At 38.5% G+C, this 18,323-nt stretch carries 14 protein-coding genes; all 14 read left to right on the forward strand.

Translation table 11 applies throughout. The features are described 5' to 3' along the window. The first annotated feature begins 6 nt into the window (after positions 1–6). The 14 genes from G460_RS0119380 to G460_RS0119445 all read left to right on the forward strand — a co-directional run bounded on the left by G460_RS0119380 (position 7) and on the right by G460_RS0119445 (position 18,312). Positions 7–1,809, forward strand: coding sequence for an ABC transporter ATP-binding protein (locus G460_RS0119380; protein ID WP_026956894.1), 1,803 nt, complete (start codon positions 7–9; stop codon positions 1,807–1,809). Positions 1,810–1,893: 84 nt separating this feature from the next. After that, entirely contained in the window at positions 1,894–2,895 is a 1,002-nt protein-coding gene (locus G460_RS0119385) for a glycosyltransferase family 4 protein (protein WP_157366974.1), read from the forward strand. A gap of 4 nt (positions 2,896–2,899) precedes the next feature. Then, the gene (gene asnB / locus G460_RS0119390) at positions 2,900–4,771 is read left to right on the forward strand and encodes an asparagine synthase (glutamine-hydrolyzing) (RefSeq protein WP_026956896.1); all 1,872 of its coding nucleotides are present in this window, start codon (positions 2,900–2,902) and stop codon (positions 4,769–4,771) included. A 3-nt stretch (positions 4,772–4,774) separates the two neighbouring features. After that, positions 4,775–6,172, forward strand: a complete 1,398-nt coding sequence (locus tag G460_RS0119395; RefSeq protein ID WP_026956897.1) for a glycosyltransferase family protein — start codon at positions 4,775–4,777, stop codon at positions 6,170–6,172. Positions 6,173–6,176: 4 nt separating this feature from the next. Continuing rightward, positions 6,177–7,328: a glycosyltransferase family 4 protein gene (locus G460_RS0119400; RefSeq protein ID WP_026956898.1), complete on the forward strand. Its 1,152-nt coding sequence runs from the start codon at positions 6,177–6,179 to the stop codon at positions 7,326–7,328. Continuing rightward, positions 7,325–8,446 (forward strand): glycosyltransferase family 4 protein, encoded by a 1,122-nt coding sequence (locus tag G460_RS0119405; protein WP_026956899.1) that lies wholly within the window; start codon positions 7,325–7,327, stop codon positions 8,444–8,446. Before G460_RS0119400 ends, G460_RS0119405 begins: the two co-directional genes overlap by 4 nt. 38 nt (positions 8,447–8,484) lie before the next feature. Further along, the gene (locus G460_RS0119410) at positions 8,485–9,519 is read left to right on the forward strand and encodes a glycosyltransferase (RefSeq protein WP_026956900.1); all 1,035 of its coding nucleotides are present in this window, start codon (positions 8,485–8,487) and stop codon (positions 9,517–9,519) included. 10 nt (positions 9,520–9,529) lie between these two features. After that, positions 9,530–10,942: an O-antigen ligase family protein gene (locus G460_RS0119415; RefSeq protein WP_157366976.1), complete on the forward strand. Its 1,413-nt coding sequence runs from the start codon at positions 9,530–9,532 to the stop codon at positions 10,940–10,942. Between the two features lie 16 nt (positions 10,943–10,958). Beyond that, positions 10,959–12,155, forward strand: coding sequence for a glycosyltransferase family 4 protein (locus tag G460_RS0119420; protein ID WP_026956902.1), 1,197 nt, complete (start codon positions 10,959–10,961; stop codon positions 12,153–12,155). Continuing rightward, positions 12,152–13,039 (forward strand): NAD-dependent epimerase/dehydratase family protein, encoded by an 888-nt coding sequence (locus G460_RS0119425; protein ID WP_026956903.1) that lies wholly within the window; start codon positions 12,152–12,154, stop codon positions 13,037–13,039. The genes G460_RS0119420 and G460_RS0119425 overlap by 4 nt, the downstream gene beginning before the upstream one ends. A gap of 355 nt (positions 13,040–13,394) precedes the next feature. Next, positions 13,395–14,087, forward strand: a complete 693-nt coding sequence (locus G460_RS23360; RefSeq protein WP_211226766.1) for a glycosyltransferase — start codon at positions 13,395–13,397, stop codon at positions 14,085–14,087. Between the two features lie 12 nt (positions 14,088–14,099). Further along, positions 14,100–15,395, forward strand: a complete 1,296-nt coding sequence (locus G460_RS0119435; protein ID WP_026956905.1) for a phenylacetate--CoA ligase family protein — start codon at positions 14,100–14,102, stop codon at positions 15,393–15,395. Positions 15,396–15,404: 9 nt separating this feature from the next. Next, positions 15,405–17,252 carry an asparagine synthase (glutamine-hydrolyzing) gene (gene asnB / locus G460_RS0119440; RefSeq protein WP_026956906.1) on the forward strand — a complete coding sequence of 616 codons (1,848 nt, stop codon included), beginning with the start codon at positions 15,405–15,407 and terminating at the stop codon, positions 17,250–17,252. 1 nt (position 17,253) lies between these two features. Continuing rightward, entirely contained in the window at positions 17,254–18,312 is a 1,059-nt protein-coding gene (locus G460_RS0119445; RefSeq protein WP_026956907.1) for a hypothetical protein, read from the forward strand. Positions 18,313–18,323: the final 11 nt, after the last annotated feature.

Genomic DNA, 18,323 nt, shown 5'->3' on the forward strand with positions numbered 1-18,323 from the left:
GTTATTATGAAACTTAGCGATAAGGTCATTACCAAGTATTTCAGGCATTTTGCCTTTTTCTATTCCTATCTAGGATACCGATCCTTTCTATTGATATCCTTCAGTATTTTTGTTGGTTTATTGGATGGCTTTGGACTAGCCATGTTCATTCCGGTTTTTCAGCTAGCCGCCAATGGAGGAGAAATGACCTCTACTGAGTCCATGGGTGAGCTTCAGTTTTTATTGGATTGGATCAAAACGGTTGGCTTGCCTGTTAATCTCAATACAGTAATAGTGGTGATGATTGTACTTTTTGTACTGAAGGCTATCCTGAAGTTTATGGATGGGTGTTACAAGATCAAGCTTCAAAATCACTTTGTAAAGAAGCTGCGTAATCAGCTTGTCGATGGATTGAGTTCATTGGATTACAAAAATTTCCTAAATCTTGATTCTGGTAAAATCCAAAATGTCCTAGGAGCTGAGGGGATTAAACTCACCTATGGATTTTTGGCATATTTCAATTCGGTGCAGCATGCGGTGTTACTTTTGGTATATATTGGTCTTGCAATGCTGTCCAATTTTGAATTTGCAATTTTGGTAAGCATTGGGGGATACTTGTCTAATTATGTGTTTAGGTTTTTATTCAAAAATACCGAAATAGCATCAGTAGGGCTTTCTAATTTAGGTCATACCTACCAATCTTACTTAGTTCAGTCTGTTTATAATTTTAAATATCTCAAGGCTACGGGCTATTTTTCTTCTTATAAAAACAAATTGAAGGATATTATTGACAAAATTGAATTAACCCAAAGGAAAATAGGTGTTTATAATGCTATCATGTCTAGCGCAAGGGAGCCTATGATTCTTTTGGTTGTGGTACTCATTATTGTCATCCAGGTCCATTACTTAGGTGGGTCTATTGCTACAATCATGCTCAGCTTGATGTTTTTGTATAGAGCGCTTAACTATATAGTGACTTTACAAGGGAGTTGGCAAGGATTCATTTCCAACATAGGAGGGCTTCGAGCTTCTGTAGACTTAATAGATGAGTTTGATAATGGAAAAGAGTACTTCAATTCTGATCCAAGCATTGAAAAAATTAATTCCCTTACTCTCAAAAATGTAAGTTTTGCATACCCCAATGGATTTGAAGTACTTAAAAACATTGATTTGGAATTGGCGCCCCTTCAGACATATGCATTTGTTGGTGAAAGTGGTAGCGGTAAAACCTCTCTTGTAAATCTCCTCATAGGTCTTTTAAGTCCTTCTGCCGGTCAATTAAATGTCAACGAAACGAATAGATCTGATATTAACTTAGCTTCTTACAGAAAAAGATTTGGATATATAACTCAGGAACCCGTCATTTTTAATGATTCGATTTTCAACAACATCACATTATGGGCTCCAGATACTCCTGAAAATCGACAAAGATTCCAAAATGCTGTCAAGTTGGCCAAACTGGAGAATTTTCTGGAAGATTTGCCAGAAAAAGAGCACACTAGACTAGGAGATAATGGGATATTAATTAGTGGAGGGCAAAAACAACGTGTGTCAATAGCTAGAGAGTTGTTTAAAGATGTTGATATATTGATTTTTGATGAAGCTACTTCTGCGTTAGATTCGGAAACGGAGCGTCAAATTCAAGATAACATCGATCTTTTGATGGGGAAATTCACAATGGTGATAATCGCCCATAGACTGAGTACGGTGAGGAAGGCAGATGTGATTCATCTAATGTCTAAAGGAGAAATATTGGAGTCAGGCAGATTTGAAGAGTTGCTAGAAAACAATTCACAGTTCCGAAGAATGGTAGAACTTCAGGAATTTTAATATTTTTTTTTGATTCGCATCTTAGTATCAAATACGGAGTTACCCAGCAAAAAAATTGGGAGTTGGACCAACAGGATATCCAAGTTGATTCAAGAAGAGCCACTATTTTTTGATTTTATACTATCCCCAACCACCAGTCCTACCAATTCCCATTTCAATTGTGTAAAGAAAAAATGGCTTCCCCATTTTCCTAGGAGGTTTAGATCATGGGAAGTATTAAATAACCAGGCAGGTCAATTTGTAAAGGCCTTTAAATCACTTTCTCTAGGTACTCAGCCAGTACAAGTGTTGGTAATGGATGACCTTGTCTTGTTAGAAGCATTTGCATTACTCAAGTTGAGAGGGCATGACTTTAATTTAGTTTATTCATTTCATGGGCACTCCTTTCTTTTTCCCGATAGCTGGTCTTCCATGGTGAATCAGGTTCTTTTTCTAACAAGCTTGGGGTATATGGAGACTTTCCAAAGGCATGAGGTATTCACTCCGCTGGTCTCAATTGTAGGAAATGGAGTCGATTCTAATTTATTTTTTCCACTTTCATCAAAAGAAAAGGCCATCCGTAAGCGAGAATTGGGCTTTGCTGATGATTCATCAATTTTAATTTGGCTTTCAAATAATCGCCCTAAAAAAGGGTTTCACTTATTTCAAAAGTTAGTTGAAAAGCTGCTCATAAAGTATGAGAAATTAGAAGTGCTGGTGATTGGAACTAAACAAGAAGGTTTAGAAGATAGTCCGAGAATTCATTGTTTGGGCAAGATTGCTAACAAGGATCTTCCTAAATATCTTCAGATAGGTGACTTCTACACTTTTACATCCTTATGGAAAGAAGGATTTGGCTTATCACTGGCTGAAGCAGCGAAATGTGGGAATCAAGTAATTGCGTCAAAATCCGGTGGAATTCCTGAGGTAGTTAAAGGCTTGCCAGGTGCGATCCTAATAGATCAACCTAATCAATTAGAGGCTTGGGAACAGGGTTTTAACTTGGCTTGGTCCCGTCGGAATGATTTTGTTCCAGATCCATCATCCCTTAGGGATTTCCACGATCTGGAGGATTGGAAAAATAAATATTTGGCGGCGTTGAGATAGCTCTATGTGTGGGATAGCAGGAATAATTAAATTTCAAGGGGAAATTTCTGACGAGGAATTGACGAGGTTGGATGAGGCTTTGGAGGCTCAAAATCATCGAGGACCTGACGCTAGTTCTTCTTGGAACTGTCCGAAGATTGCATTGGGCCACAATAGGCTATCAATTATTGATCTTTCTTCTTCAGCAAACCAGCCGTTTTCTCGCGAAGATTTGGGACTAACTGTTGTGTTTAATGGTGAAATTTACAATTATCAAGAGTTACGAGATACTCTTCAAGGTGTTGGATTTCAATTTTTTACTACCTCAGATACTGAGGTTCTTTTAGTAGCTTATCATCATTTTGGAAAACGAGTACTAGAAAAATTGGTGGGGATGTTTGCCTTTGTAATATATGATCGCCAATTACAGACCGTATTTGTGGGCAGGGATAGGTTTGGGGAGAAGCCGTTATTTTTTATTCAATCTGATCAAGAAATTATATTTGCTTCAGAGCTTCTTGCATTAAAAAAACTCTATGCTGGGGATTTGAATATCAATCAAAATGCAGTAGTGGATTTGATGGAGAACATGTATATCAATCTTCACCATACCATCTATAAAGAGGTCAGTGTTTTTCCGCCAGCTCATTATTTGTTTATAAGGGATAATGTACTGGAGTGGGAGAAATATTACCATTATCCACTTGTGGCTACTAAAAATCAAGAGTTTGGAAGTCTTAAATCCCAAGTAAAAAGTCTATTAACTGAAATAGTGGCCAATGAACTCCATGCTGATGTTCCGGTTGCTACTTTTTTGAGTTCAGGGATTGATTCTTCAGTGATTACTGCAATAGCTAAAGAGCACAAGCCAGATATTTTAGCAATAACCATGTCTACTGGTGATCCTAAAAGTGATGAGACAGATCCTGCCCGAAATTTTGCTAAAAAGCTTAATATACAACAAGAAATTGTCTCGGTAGAGCCCAGCTCTCTCCATGTGTTGGTCAAACTGCTCAAAAACATCCAACCTTTAGCAGATGCTTCTTTGATTCCCACACATCTAGTAACAGAGGCTGTAAATTCCCATACTAAAGTAATGCTATCTGGAGATGCTGGGGATGAAGTTTTTGGCTCTTATAATAAACCGAATTTATATAAGGAATTTGGAAATAGGTCCATTCCAGGTGGAAGCACATTCATATCTAGCTTTATGAAGATTTCTGAGTCATCTTGGGAAAAGTATCTATCTGATAAGAATCGCTTCAAACTTAGTAGTTGGGAAGGCTTCTATTTGAAAACAAATCTTTCTGGTAATTATTGGAAAGTGTTTAGGTCTGGTAAACCCATCAACCAAGTAAGTAAGATTGCAGCTCAATTATTACCAAAGTATTCTGGGAATCCGGAAAAATTGTCATTTGGTGTAGATATCGAGACCAGGCTTCCTGGAGATTTTTTGCAAAAGGTCGATGCCGCTTCAATGCGGAGTTCCTTAGAAGTAAGAGCTCCTTTTTTGGATCATCGACTTGTAGATCTATCATTATCTAGTAGTACCGAATCTCTAATGCCAACTCAAATTGATAAGGAGGTCACTAGGGCTATATATAAAGATTTTGCAGGATATGAGCATGTGGGCAGTAAAAAAGGTTTTTCCATCCCTTATCTTGATTATCTGAGAGGGGCATGGGGAGATGTCTTAGAAAAATTCCTAAAAGAAAAGCTTTCTGCCCAATATTTTGATTTTAATACTGATGGCCTTTTAAAAATGCTCAGAGAGTTGAGGGAAGTCCCAAGACAGTCATACGCCCGGATTTTATTTTCAGCATTGGTAATGGAAATATGGCTTAGAGTCTTTCATTTAGATCAAAATATCCACATTTCAGTTAGCACGAAAAAATAGTACATGCGAGTTTGTCTTTTGATACCTGATGGGGTAGGGATAAGGAATTATCTCTATTCAGATTTGATTAAAATACTTCAGCAAGGTGGTAACCAGGTAGTTCTTTGGCATAGTTTGGATCCTCAAATGATACAAATCGCTGAAAACAGACTTGGTGTCAAATTTGATCAGTTTCCTTACGTTCATAGACCCAATGGGGTAGCTGCGCAGCTATTGAGAGAGTCTGGACGATATGGACGAATAAGACTAAATGCAAAAACGAAAAATAACTCCACAATTTTGACCAATTGGTCAAGAGCTTCTACTTCTTTCAAAGGGAAATTACTTAATTATTTTGCAGAGAAGATTGGCAGTAGGGTTAAGAGCTATGACAGGGTTTCGCTGATTGAAGAGAAGGGATTTAAGCTGCTTCGATCAAGCAAAGAGTATCGAGAAGCAAAGAAAGTTTTGGAGGAGATGAAGCCGGATATACTTTTCTGTACACATCAGAGGGTTTATTCTGTGACGCCAGCAATTGAAGCAGCAAAAGCTTTAAACATCCCTACATCTACAGCTATTTTTTCTTGGGATAATTTGCCAAAGGGGCGGTTGCCATTCCGTGCAGATCAATATTTGGTCTGGAGCGAATACATGAAAAACGAATTGAAGGATTATTATCCTGATATTGAGGATAAGACTATCAAGGTGACTGGTTCTCCTCAGTTTGATTTTTATTTTCAAAAAGGCCTTATACTAGACCGAAAAGAGTTTGCCGATAAATTTGATCTAGATATAGCCAAAGAATGGGTTTGTTTCTCCGGATGTGATACAATCACTTCTCCAAATGACCCTCAATATCTAAAAGATGTTGGGGAAGCTCTGATTGATCAGTCTGGTATTCAGCTCATATTTAGACCTGTCCCTGTAGAGCCCCTATCTCGTTACCTTAAAGTGTTAGAGGAGTATCCTGAAGTTCGTTTGATTAAACCCAAATGGGAAAAAGGCGATCACTGGGGAAGTTTTTTTCCATTATTTGAGGATATCCAACTCTTAGTGAATCTCGCTTTCCATTGTAAAGTAGTAATCAATATGGGATCCACTATGGCGTTGGACTTTATTACCTATGGAAATGTAGGTCTTTATTTGAGATATGATCATTACAAGGACGTCAAATCGAATTGGTCTGTAGATACGATTTATAAATTTCAGCATTTCAGATCTATGGAAAATTGGAAGGCTGTAGGGTTCATCTATTCCAAGTCTGAAATTCTGCCTGAAATAAAAAGAGCTATCAAGGCTCCAGATGAGGTGGCTCCTGATCGTACCAAATGGTTTGATAAAATAGTGGAACCTAAAAAGTCTGAATCATCTGCCCAAAGAGTAGCTGATGCTTTGATCTCTTTGGCTAATACACAGAGTTAATAGTATGCACCTCTGCTATCTGACCAATGAATATCCGGGACCAGGAAAGTCTCATGGTGGTATTGGAAGTTTTTTAATAGTGATTTGTCCTGCATTGGTCAAGGCAGGTCATCAAGTGACTATCATCAATGGTACATCGGGTCAAAGAGATATTGTAGAAAGGGATGGAGTCAAAATTATATACACTCCTTTTTCCTCTAAAAGAGGAATTGCTTGGGCTCATAATTATAATGCAGTTGATAGGGAAATAGAACTTCTGCATAGAATTCAACCAATAGACGTAATAGAGGGCTCTGAATTGAGCTTTGCATTTTTAACTAAAAGACCAGATATCGCCTTTATAATCCGCCTCCATGGCGGGCATCATTTTTTTGCAGAAGGTGAAAATAGAAAGGTGAATTTTTGGAAAGGATATCAAGAAAAAAGGTCTTTTGCCAAGGCAGATGGTTTTATAGGAGTTTCAAACTACGTCGTCAGACATACCTCCAATTTCCTTAAAATCAAACCTCGACCAGTAAAAGTAATCATGATCCCAATTAATCTGGAAATGTTTTCAGGCGGTGAGTTTTCTGCTATAGAACCTTACCAGTTAGTGTTCGCAGGGACTTTGATAGAAAAAAAAGGAATAAGGCAATTGTGCCAAGCAATGGCAAGAGTAGTTGACAAATTTCCTTTGGCTCGTCTGCATGTTTATGGTAGAGATTGGAAGGATAGATCAGGTAATTCATATTTGGAAATACTCCAATCTATTATTCCAAAATCGCTTCAGAATCATATTGTTTTCCATGGACAGGTAGACCAGCGATCTCTCCCAGAAATTTACTCTAAAGCACATTGTTGTGTCTTTCCTTCACATGTAGAAACGTTGGGCTTAGTAGCACCAGAAGCTATGGCTATGGGGAGAGCTGTGATTTATACATCTACTGGTCCCGGTCCAGAAGTGATCGAAGATGGTGTTTCAGGTTGGCTTTGTGACCCTCATGACCCGGAAGATATTGCAGAAAAAATCATAGATGTATTTTCAAATGATACAGAGATGAAAAAAAGAGCTTGTGCCGGACAAGAAAAAGTCAAACATCAGTTTAATATCAAAAATATCTTAAACCAAAACTTAGATTTTTATACTGAGGTGAAAAACAATCTATCTCAATTATGAGATTTTTGATCGTATCCCATGTGGTGCACAAAAAGGTCGGAGATAAGTTTTTTGCTTACGGGCCATATGTTAAGGAAATGAATCTTTGGTTCCGCCATGTTGATGAGGTGATAGTCCTAGCTCCATGCATCGACGACGAGAGTCCTGACCCCATTGATCTGCCATACATCCACTCCAATCTAAAAATTGTGGAGGTACCTGAAATTAACACATTATCATGGCCTGCCAGATTGAAGTTGTTGATTCAGCTTCCAATAGCATTTTTCAAAACATTTGTTGAAATGGGTAGGGCAGATCATATCCATCTTCGCTGTCCTGGTAATATAGGTTTGATTGGTTCTTTCGTGCAGATTTTCTTTCCTTGGAAGAATAAGTCAGCTAAATATGCTGGAAACTGGGACCCAAATAGTGCGCAACCACTCACTTACAAATGGCAGCGAAATATCCTTGCAAATCAATTTTGGACTAGAAATATGCGAGTGCTTGTGTATGGAGATTGGAACCGAAACAATCGAAATCTTTTGAGCTTTTTTACTGCATCCTATTCAGAATCAGAAATCGTCGAAAGTCCCGTCAGAAGTTTATCTTTCCCTTTGCAATTGATTTACGTTGGAAGTCTTCACTCAGGCAAAAATCCGATGATCAGCTGCGAAACAGCTAAACATTTGACCCAAGGTGGAGTGAAATGTCAATTGCATCTTTATGGAGAAGGTACGGAGCGTACAAGAATCCAAGAATTTATTCATGATAATAAGCTAAAGTCTGTGATTGTTTTGCATGGTAATGTAGGTGCACAAGAACTGAAGAAAGCATTTTGTCAAAGTCATTTTTTGCTCTTTGCTTCAGAAACTGAAGGCTGGCCAAAGGCTGTTGCTGAAGCAATGTTCTGGGGCTGTTTGCCTCTGACTACGCCAGTATCTTGTGTGCCAGAGATGATAGGTGATGGCAGTAGAGGGGATTTGGTGAAAAAGGATGCTAAAGACCTTGCCGCTAGAATAGAATTTTACCTTCAGAATCAACGTATGTATGGACAAAAAGCCCAAAGCGCAATGGAATGGTCAAGGAGATTTACTTTAGAAAAGTTTGAGGCTGAAATTCAAAAAGTATTGTTGAATTGAAGAATAAAGTGTTTTTCCAGCTAGTCGATACCCTATCTATGGGAGGAGCTGAGCGTATGAGTGTCAATATAGCCGGAGCTATGGAGGAGGATGGTTGGGAGAGCCATTTAGTAGTTTCTAGAAGCGGAGGAGGACTAGAGGCTCACTTACCTTCAGGAGTGAATGTTCATCTCTTAAATAAATCGACTTTTTATGATTTAGGAGCTTTTTATAACTTGATTAAGTTATTCCGCAAACATCGTCCATTGATCTTGCATGCACATAGCACATCCATTTATTGGGCAGTTTTGCTTAAAATAGTTGTAGGTGACTTCCACTTGATATGGCATGATCATTTTGGTCTGAGTGACCAATTAGACAAATATCCTAGGAAGGATATCGTTGTTTTGTCCAAATGGATTGATCGGATTATTGTAGTCAACGAAAAATTAAAAGATTACTGGAGAAATCTTATTCCTTATCGTAAAGAGGATATTACATATATTGGCAATTTTCCATGGCTTAATTTACCAGAGAAAACAAAATGTGAACTATTCACTTTTCTCAATTTGGCAAATCTTCGACCACAAAAAGACCAAATTACTCTTTTGAAGGCATGCAAAATATTGGTAGATCAAGATAGAAAGTTTAAGGTACAGCTAGTTGGAGAATATGTAGATCAGGAATGGACTAATCAGGTGAAAGATACACTTGTGGATCTGAATTTAGAGGGTTTTGTCGAACTCGTAGGACCTGTCAGCGAGGTAAGTTTATGTTTGGCTAAAGCGCATGCCGGGATTTTAAGTTCAGAATCCGAAGGACTTCCAGTGGCCTTATTGGAATACGGATTGGCAGGATTACCTGTCATCTGTACCCAAGTAGGTGATTGCCCAAAGGTTTTGAGCTCACCTGACTTAGGGATTTTGGTCCCGAAGTCTTCTCCAGAGGAATTAGCTCTCGCTATGGATAGACTGCTTTCGGACTATTCATCCAATAAATTGATGGGGGAGAAATTGCAAGAAAAAATAATTCGAGAATATGGTAAGGGTAATTTTCTCGACAGTTATTATAAAATAATCCCGACAACGACTTAATTGAAATAATTTGATAAAGTATTTACTGAATTATAGAAGTGGGTTATTCTGGATAGTTGTCCATATTATCTTAGGCATTCTCTCATTACTGAGCCCTTTCCCAATTATTGGGTGGTTTTACCTTTCTTTATTTTCTTCGTTGTGGGTAGCTCTGAGACCCAAGGTTCCTTTGTCGATTTATTTGGCGATGATAAGCTACCATGTCTCATTCGAATTGCTTTCGCGCATGAGTGGTACATCTCCCTATATTCCATATGAGTTGGGGAAATATTTGTTCTTCGCCTTTACCGTTTTTGGAATCGTCAAATACAGGGTTTCAAATTTGCCGGGTCTTTGGTTGATCCTCTGTCTTATTCCTGGATTATTGATAGACCTTTCGGGTGAAGTCAACAGGCAGGATATAGTTTTTAATTTTTTGGGACCTTTGAATACCGGTCTTGCAGTACTTTTATTTTCTGCTGCTCCCATTTCCAAGACTATGCTCAAACGTATTTTGACGGTCAGTATTTTACCTTTGATTTCGGTATTGTGTCATTCCTTTTTCAAGGCTCCAGATTTGGATAAGGTAGAGTTTGGATTGGGGGCAAATATGGCAACTAGTGGTGGCTTCGGGTCCAACCAAGTGTCGACAGGATTAGGCTTGGCATCATTTTTAATTTTTATCTTTTGGATTAATCGATGGAGATTCTCAGGATATCGGTGGCTCGATACGTTGATGATGATAATTTTCATTCTTCAAGGGCTCCTTACTTTTTCTAGAGGTGGGATGGTTACTGGGTTTGTGGGGATTGTCATGGTGATTGTTTTCCTCAAACGTGCTTCTCCAGAGCAGAGCAAAGCATTTCATATCCCTAGGATAGGTAAATACCTGTTGCCTGCAATAGGCTTGATGATTGGAGCTTTTTATGTAGTGAATATCATCACTAACGGAATGCTCTTTTTAAGGTACCAAGGCGAAACAACTGGTACGATGGCTGGCAATAAAGAGAAAGATCTAAATACAATCACATCCGGAAGGTTAGATATTTTCGAGGGAGACATGGACCTTTGGCTTGAACATCCAGTTTTTGGTGTCGGTGTAGGTGCTTCTAAATATTTAAGAGATAAAATGCATAACGTAGTAGCCCATGTCGAATTCAGCCGTTTATTGGCAGAGCATGGGTTGCTGGGTTTGATTTACTTTTGTTTGCTTATTTACCTAGGAATAAGGTTGCCACGGTCTAACGCGGACCCATCTGTAGTAGCTATTGTGTGTGCTTTTTTTGCAGTGGGTGTATTTACCAGTTTTCATGCCGCGATGAGAACTTTTGTTTCACCCTTGACTATTGGCCTCAGCATGATCTATGTAAGGTCATTAGTTCCAAGAAAAAAGACTAAGCAACTATCAGATCTCGGCGTAAATCAAACGCTAGTTAAACTGTAAGTACCCAACAGGATAAATGAAGATTTTGATTTTTTATCAGTATTTCGGCACTCCAAGTGGGGGTTGGAGTACGCGTTATTATGAATTTACTAGACGTTGGGTCAAAGCAGGTCACTCAGTGACAGTTGTTACATCTCCATATTATAAGTCGGATATACAAGCTGATGGGTTTATTTCGAGAAAAAATGTGGAGGGTGTAGAACTTATCGTGGTAAATTCTCCAGACTCAAATAAGGATTCATTTTTTAAAAGAGCTTGGAATGCATTTCGGTTCAGCATAGTCTCGATCTATTTTGCTTTGAGTGAAGATCATGATCTAGTGTTGTCCAGCTCAGGGCCGATAACCACAGCGGTACCAGGATTATTTTCCAAATGGATTAGGGGTAAAAAATTGGTCTTTGAAGTTCGGGATTTATGGCCTAAAGGAGGAATTGAACTGGGTAAATTGAAAAATCCAATAATTCAACGGATTGCACTAGGATTTGAAAAGATAATTTATCAAAACTCATCTCTTGTTGTGGCTTGTTCAGGTGGGATGGAACAGGGAGTGAAAAATGTGGTTCCAGAGGTGTCTACTTTAGTAATATCCAATTCATCTGATGTAGAATTGTTTTCAAATAATGAGCATTTCCCTAATCTTCCGCAAGACTTTGATGCTACTTTACCCATATTTATCTATGCGGGATCTTTAGGCTTAATGGACGACTGTAGTCAGATTCTTGAGGGATTAAGGCTTATTGACAATTTGGAATATAATGTAGTTTTTATCGGTGATGGAGCCGAGAGAAATCTATTGGAAAGACTCTGCGAAGATTATGGACTCCATAGAAAAGTTTGGTTTTTGGGTCTCATCCCAAAGACTGAGGTAGTCAAGTGGTTTGGACTGGCTAGAGCAAGCTTTGTGACATTCAAGGATCTGCCAGTATTAGGGACCAACTCTCCTAACAAAATGTTTGATTCGTTTGCTGCCGGTGTGCCTATTATCCAATCTACTCGTGGATGGATAGCTAATTTAGTCAATCAATCTTCCTGTGGAATTAATGTAGATCCAACCAAGCCCAAAGATTTTGCCGACGCTATTCAATTATTTTTAGAGAATCCTGATCTTGCTAATGAAATGGGGCGAAACGCAAAAGCTCTTGCGGAGAATGACTTTAATCGAACCGTTCTTTCAAATAAATTTTTAGCAGGACTAAATGAATTAGTCCCATGAAAATATTACTGACTGGTGCGGGAGGTTTTCTAGGGAGTTATTTGCAAAAAGAGCTTATAGGTGAACTGAGTACGCTAGGTAGGCGAAGTTCAAGTTCTATCATTTGTAGTCTTGATAAAGAGGTTCCAGTCTTGAGTGAATACGACCTTATCGTTCATAATGCTGGATGGGCACACAGGATTCCAAAATCACCTGAACAAGAAAAGCGTTTCTTCGAAGTTAATTTTGTAGGTACACAAAATCTAGTAACTGGCATAGATAATAGCGGAAAGTACCCACAGGCTATGGTTTTCATTAGTACAGTTGCTGTGTATGGTGTGGATACGGGCGAACTGATAGCTGAGAGTTGTGAGCCAAATCCCAAAACTCCCTATGCAAAAAGTAAATATAAGGCAGAACAATTGCTTCAAGATTGGGCAAGTCAACATGGTGTCAACCTATCTATTCTTCGACTTCCGCTGATTGCAGGAGGCAATCAAACACCTGGAAATCTCGGAGCAATGATCAAAGCGATCCAAAGAGGATACTATTTCCGAATTGGAAAGGGAAGTGCAAAAAAGTCTTTGGTTTTGGCTGAAGATGTTGCATGCTTGATACCTACACTGATAAATACTACTGGTATTTTTAATTTGACCGATGGTGTTAATCCTTCTCTAGCTGAATTGGAAGAATACCTTGGCTCATTCTACGGGAAGAGAGTCAGGTCAATCGCCCCATGGATTCTAAGAGTAGCAACATGGTTTGGAGATTTGATTCCTGGATTTCCAATTAACTCTTATAGAATGGGGAAGTTGGGAGACTCTTTGACATTTGATGACGCAAAGGCCAGAAGAGAATTGTCTTGGGATCCACGTCCAGTCATTGGAAATTTAGACCTACGATAAGTTAGCAATGAATTACCCAAAACGAATACTTTTTCTAGGTGAAACTTATCGTGCAGATGCACAGACTTGGATCTCGGGTATTGAGAGAGCTTCTAATGTCCAGATTGATACATTGGAGGTCGAGCCTACTACAACTAGGATAAGTCGAATTGTAAATTTTATTGGCTTTGGTCTAAAGATTCTGAAGGGAAATTTTTCTAAGTCCTATGATTTGGTTTTAGCTGAAAGAGCGACTAGTTATGGTTTTTTTTCACTTTTTGTACGTGCCAAGAAAAGGGTAGTAGCGCAGCAGGGAATCACAGATGCTTGGCCGGAGACTGGTTTTTCAGGCGTATATAAGAGATACCTTCAATCATTGGTATACAAGAAAGTAGATTTGATTCACGCTTGGGGGGAAGTAATGGTTCCAGCTATGATTTCTTCTAATGCTTCCCCTGAGAAAATTATGATTGGTCCTAAGGGTATAGACCTTGGCAAATATCAAAAGTGGGACAACAAGACTCCGTTTCATGCCATTGTTACGCGAAGTCTTACTTCAGTTTATCATCATAGCGATATTTTGAATGCACTCGCGATTTTAAAGGGAAAAGGCATTTGTGTGCATCTCACTATAGTAGGTGACGGAAATCTTCTGAATAGTTTAAAAGATCAATCAACACACTTATCCCTTGATGATCAGGTGAATTTTACTGGAAGAATTCCTAATTCAGCTCTTCCTAGACTTTTGCAAAAATCTGAAATCTATCTTTCTGTTCCAGAAACTGAAGGGGTTTCTGCCTCATTGTTTGAAGCAATGGCCTCTGGGTGCTTTCCAATTGTGACTGATCTTCCTGGTACACGGGCCTTTTTGAAAAATGGGAAGAATGGATTTTTGGTTCCTGTAAATTCCCCTGAGAAAATCTCAGAGGCCATAGAATCTTATCTGCAAAATCAGGAATATTTTCAAAGTGAGGTTATTGCAAATCGGGAATTTATCGAAAAACAGGTCGACCTGAAGAAAAACATGGATAACATCTGGTCAAGGTATCTCGAAATATTCCAAAATTGATCACAACTAGCTATGAGTAAGTTCCACAAATGGCTGTATTATCGAGGTGCAAAAAAGCGGAATCCTTCTCTTTTTAAACATTTCTCTGATCTGAAAAAGACAGAGAAATGTGAACTTGCTGAATTAAAAAAACTCAACGAAGAGCGATTGCAAAAACTTTGCATTTTTGCCTTTGAAAACAGTGAATTTTATCGAGACCGTTTTAATAGGGTTTCATTTGACCCTGTAAACTCATGGTCATTAGCAGGATTTCAGCGACTTCCACAAGTATCCAAAAAAGATCTTATTGAATTTAATTCGGAAATTCACACACCTTCTCATTTTTTTAAAAAGCGTTTCTTTGTCGAAACATCCGGGACCTCCGGAGAAATCCTGACTTTTCACAGAGATGAATCGTGGGATTCATTTAATAGGGCATCTATTTGGAGGGGGTACAGTTGGTTTGGTGTAAATCCTTGGGATAGAAAATTGTATTTCTGGGGTTATAACACCGCTCCTTTAAAAAGGATAAAACTCCAGATACTGGATTTTATGGTGAATAGATTTCGATTATTTGATTATGATGCAGATAGACTGAAGAAGCTATTGCCAAAGTTGAAGAATGTTTCCATTATAGAAGGATATAGTTCAATGATTTATGAACTAGCCAATATTTTGGAGGATCGCAAACCACAATTTGGCTCTCTTAAGCTTGTAAAAGGTACCTCTGAAAAGGTCTTTCCTCATTATCAGGATATCGCAAGGAAGGTTTATGGTCTTTCAATTGCTAATGAGTATGGTGCTACTGAGTCTGGTATTATAGCTTTTGAATGCCCAAATGGAAATATGCACCTCAATATGGAAGGGGTTTATGTAGAGCAAGATCCGGAGGATGGAGGGATTTTAGTCACAAATCTCCAAAGCTATTCTTTTCCTTCAATTCGCTACAAGCTTGGAGACCAAATTGAATTGGCACCGGAGACATATGAGTGCTCCTGTGGCTTGAAAGCTCCAGTCCTCAAGGAAGTGACTGGGAGGATTGGTAAGAAAATTTTTGGAAGGAATAAGATCTACCCAAGTCTCACACTCTATTACATCTTCAAGAACCTTTATTTCAATGATCACAAAACTATTGACTTTCAGGCCCATCAATATGAAGTAGGTAAACTGGAAATTTGGGTGAAAGAGCCAGTCACAGAATCTCTCAATTCAATGATTTTGACAGAGGCTAGTAAATATTTCTCGGATTTGGATCTAAGTCTGATCGAAAATCATGACTTCAGGCAGCAGTCAGGCAAATTGAGAGACTTTGTTTCACATTTAGACTAATTCCTTAATATGTGCGGAATCGCAGGAATCATACATAAAAATTCTCAACTAGTCACTGACCAACTCTTGGATACGATTGGTGACAGTATCCTTCATCGAGGCCCGGATGCCTCGGGAAAATTTATAGAGCAGAATATTGGGTTTATCCATAGACGTTTGTCTATTTTAGATCTTAGTGATGCTGGTAATCAACCATTTATTTCGGATGACGGTAGATATGTATTAGTATTTAATGGTGAGATATTCAATTTTCAAGAGCTCGCTCAAGAGTTGCTAGATAGAGGTTATTCTTTTAGATCTCATTCTGATACTGAAGTACTGTTATATCTTTTAATAGAATATGGAGTTGAGGTTCTTTCTAGACTCAATGGTTTTTTTGCATTTTCTTTTTTTGATAGAACCAAAAATGAGCTCATTCTGGCAAGAGACCGTTTTGGAGTGAAACCTTTGTTTTACGGACAGGATTCAGGAAAGCTAATTTTTGGCAGTGAGCCAAAAGCCCTTTTTGCTGGAGGCTTTAGAAAAGAAATCAATGAATCCGTGTTGAATGAATTGTTTTTTTATCGATACGTATCAGGAGAAAATACTTCATTCAAAGGGGTCAAAAGGCTGCTTCCTGGCCATTGGATGAAAATCAGCAATGACGGAAATATTAAGGAAGTCAAACGCTGGTTTTCTTTAAAAGAATCTGCTCAAGCACATTCTAGGATTACAAAGCCATTGGATTGGTTTGAGGAAACTTTCCATCAATCTATTCGCTATAGAATGATATCTGACGTGCCTGTAGGTACTCTACTAAGTGGTGGCTTAGATTCTAGTTCTGTGCTATATAGCCAAGTTTCACAAGGCTTCAAGGGCTTAAGTTCTTGGAATATTTCTTTTTCCAATTATGAGCATGACGAATCGTCTGTGGCAAGGAGGTTTTCTGAAAGCCTAGATGTAGGTTTCAATACTCATGAATTTCGAGGTGAAGAGCTAATGAAACTTGTTACAGAGGCTATTTTCAATCATGATGAGCCATTGATGCACTTGCAAGATGGTCATTTGTTAGGGATAGCACGTAGAGCAAAAGAGCAGGTGTCTGTCTTGCTAAGTGGGGAAGGTGCGGATGAAGTTTTGGGAGGCTACGTGAGATATAAAGTCCATGACAAAGTATGGAGATATCAATTATTGCAAGTACTTCGATATGTTCCAGATCGCTTTTTGAAGAATGAGCGATTGAAGAAAATGAGACGCTATCTAATGGACGGCAATGAGGACTTTCAGATTATGTCCAATAGTAATGAAAACTTCCTGTCAGATATTAATAGATTAGGTGGCGTCACTGGTGGTCTAGATGTATCCTACAGGCAGCAAATGCTGGAAGAGGCAAAGTCATTATACCCAAGTAGCCGCCTTCGACAACTCCTTTATTTAGAGCAACACACTCATCTATTTACGCTAAATGATAGGAATGATAGAACTACAATGGGAGCTTCTATTGAATGCAGGGATCCATTTTTAGACCCTAACCTAGTGATAGGTACTGCGAGTCTTTCTGATGCATGGTTTGACACAAAGGGTAAAGGGAAGAAATTATTGTTTCAATCCATAGGTAGACATCTTCCAGATTATATCACAAAACACCCTAAAATAGGACTGTCTGTTCCGTGGAATGAATACTTCCTGAAGCAAAAGGAGTTCAATTTTCATTTTGAGCAAATGAACAAAAGTCCCTTATTTCAATTCGAAACATTTGAAAAGTTGCAAATCCCACAAATTATTCGAGATTTCAAAAAGGATGGGGTTACAAATTATGGGATGGTGAGGCAGTTATTCTTCCTTTCTCTTTGGTATAAAAATCACTTTGGTGAGTAAAATGAGCCATTTTAAAATTTACTTTCCTACCTATTCAGGTGGGAAAAGATTGATAATGGAAATTGCTGAGTGGACTCCAGAAGGAAGGCTAGTATTATCCTCTTTAGGGAAAGAGAATTTTGTCCAAGTCAATTCTCCGGAGGATGCAGACTGGATATTGATCCCGATTTTTCTTTCAGGATTAGTCAATGAAGCAGGATATTCTTATCTCAAAGAAGTCAGTGAATTATCAAAAAAACACAAGAAACCGCTGGGGCTTTTTTCAAATTCTGATTTGATTGTAGATCCCCGAGTTTCTAATTACCATCTCTTTACTCCTGGAGCATATTCTACTGATAAAAGGTTGATTGAGTTGCCTGCTCTGTTGCCTATCGATCCTGTTTCAAAATATTTTGAAGGAAATTTGGCTCCGCTTGGTAAAAAAGAAAAGCCTACTCTTGGCTTTTGCGGTCAAGCCACCGCAAATGGGTTTAAAACAGCTAAGGATCTGTTTTTGCTTTTGAGGCTAAAGTTTTCTAAGAGAATAGGTAAGTCGCCTTATCTTACGATCCCCATGTTTTTACCTGCATATGAGCGATACCGATTGCTGGAAAATTTGGAAAAATCCTCAAAAATCAAGACGGATTTTGTGTATCGTATGAAATATCGTGCAGGTGCTCATACCGCGGAAGATAAACTCAAAGTGGAGCGGGAATTTTATCAGAATATTCGTGATAACATGTTTACCCTTTGCCTTCGAGGGATGGGAAACTATTCCGTTCGGTTTTATCAGACTCTTGCTATGGGTAGAATTCCTGTACTAGTAGATACAGAAAGTAAAGTACCATTCGAAGAGTATATACCGGAAAAAGGCTTCTATCTGAGAGTTCCGTACAAAGAGCGTAATAGGATAGATCAATTTCTTGAGGATTTTATAGAGAAAAAATCTGAGGAAGAACTGATCCAATTGCAGTTGACTTGTCGAAAAGTTTGGGAAAGCTATTATCGGAAAGGTGCCTTACTTCAACTATTGTATTCAGAGATGAAAGGTATTTATGAAAAATGTGTTTTTCAAGAGTAATTAAGTTTCTA

The organism is Algoriphagus vanfongensis DSM 17529, from assembly GCF_000429465.1.
GTDB lineage: Bacteria > Bacteroidota > Bacteroidia > Cytophagales > Cyclobacteriaceae > Algoriphagus > Algoriphagus vanfongensis.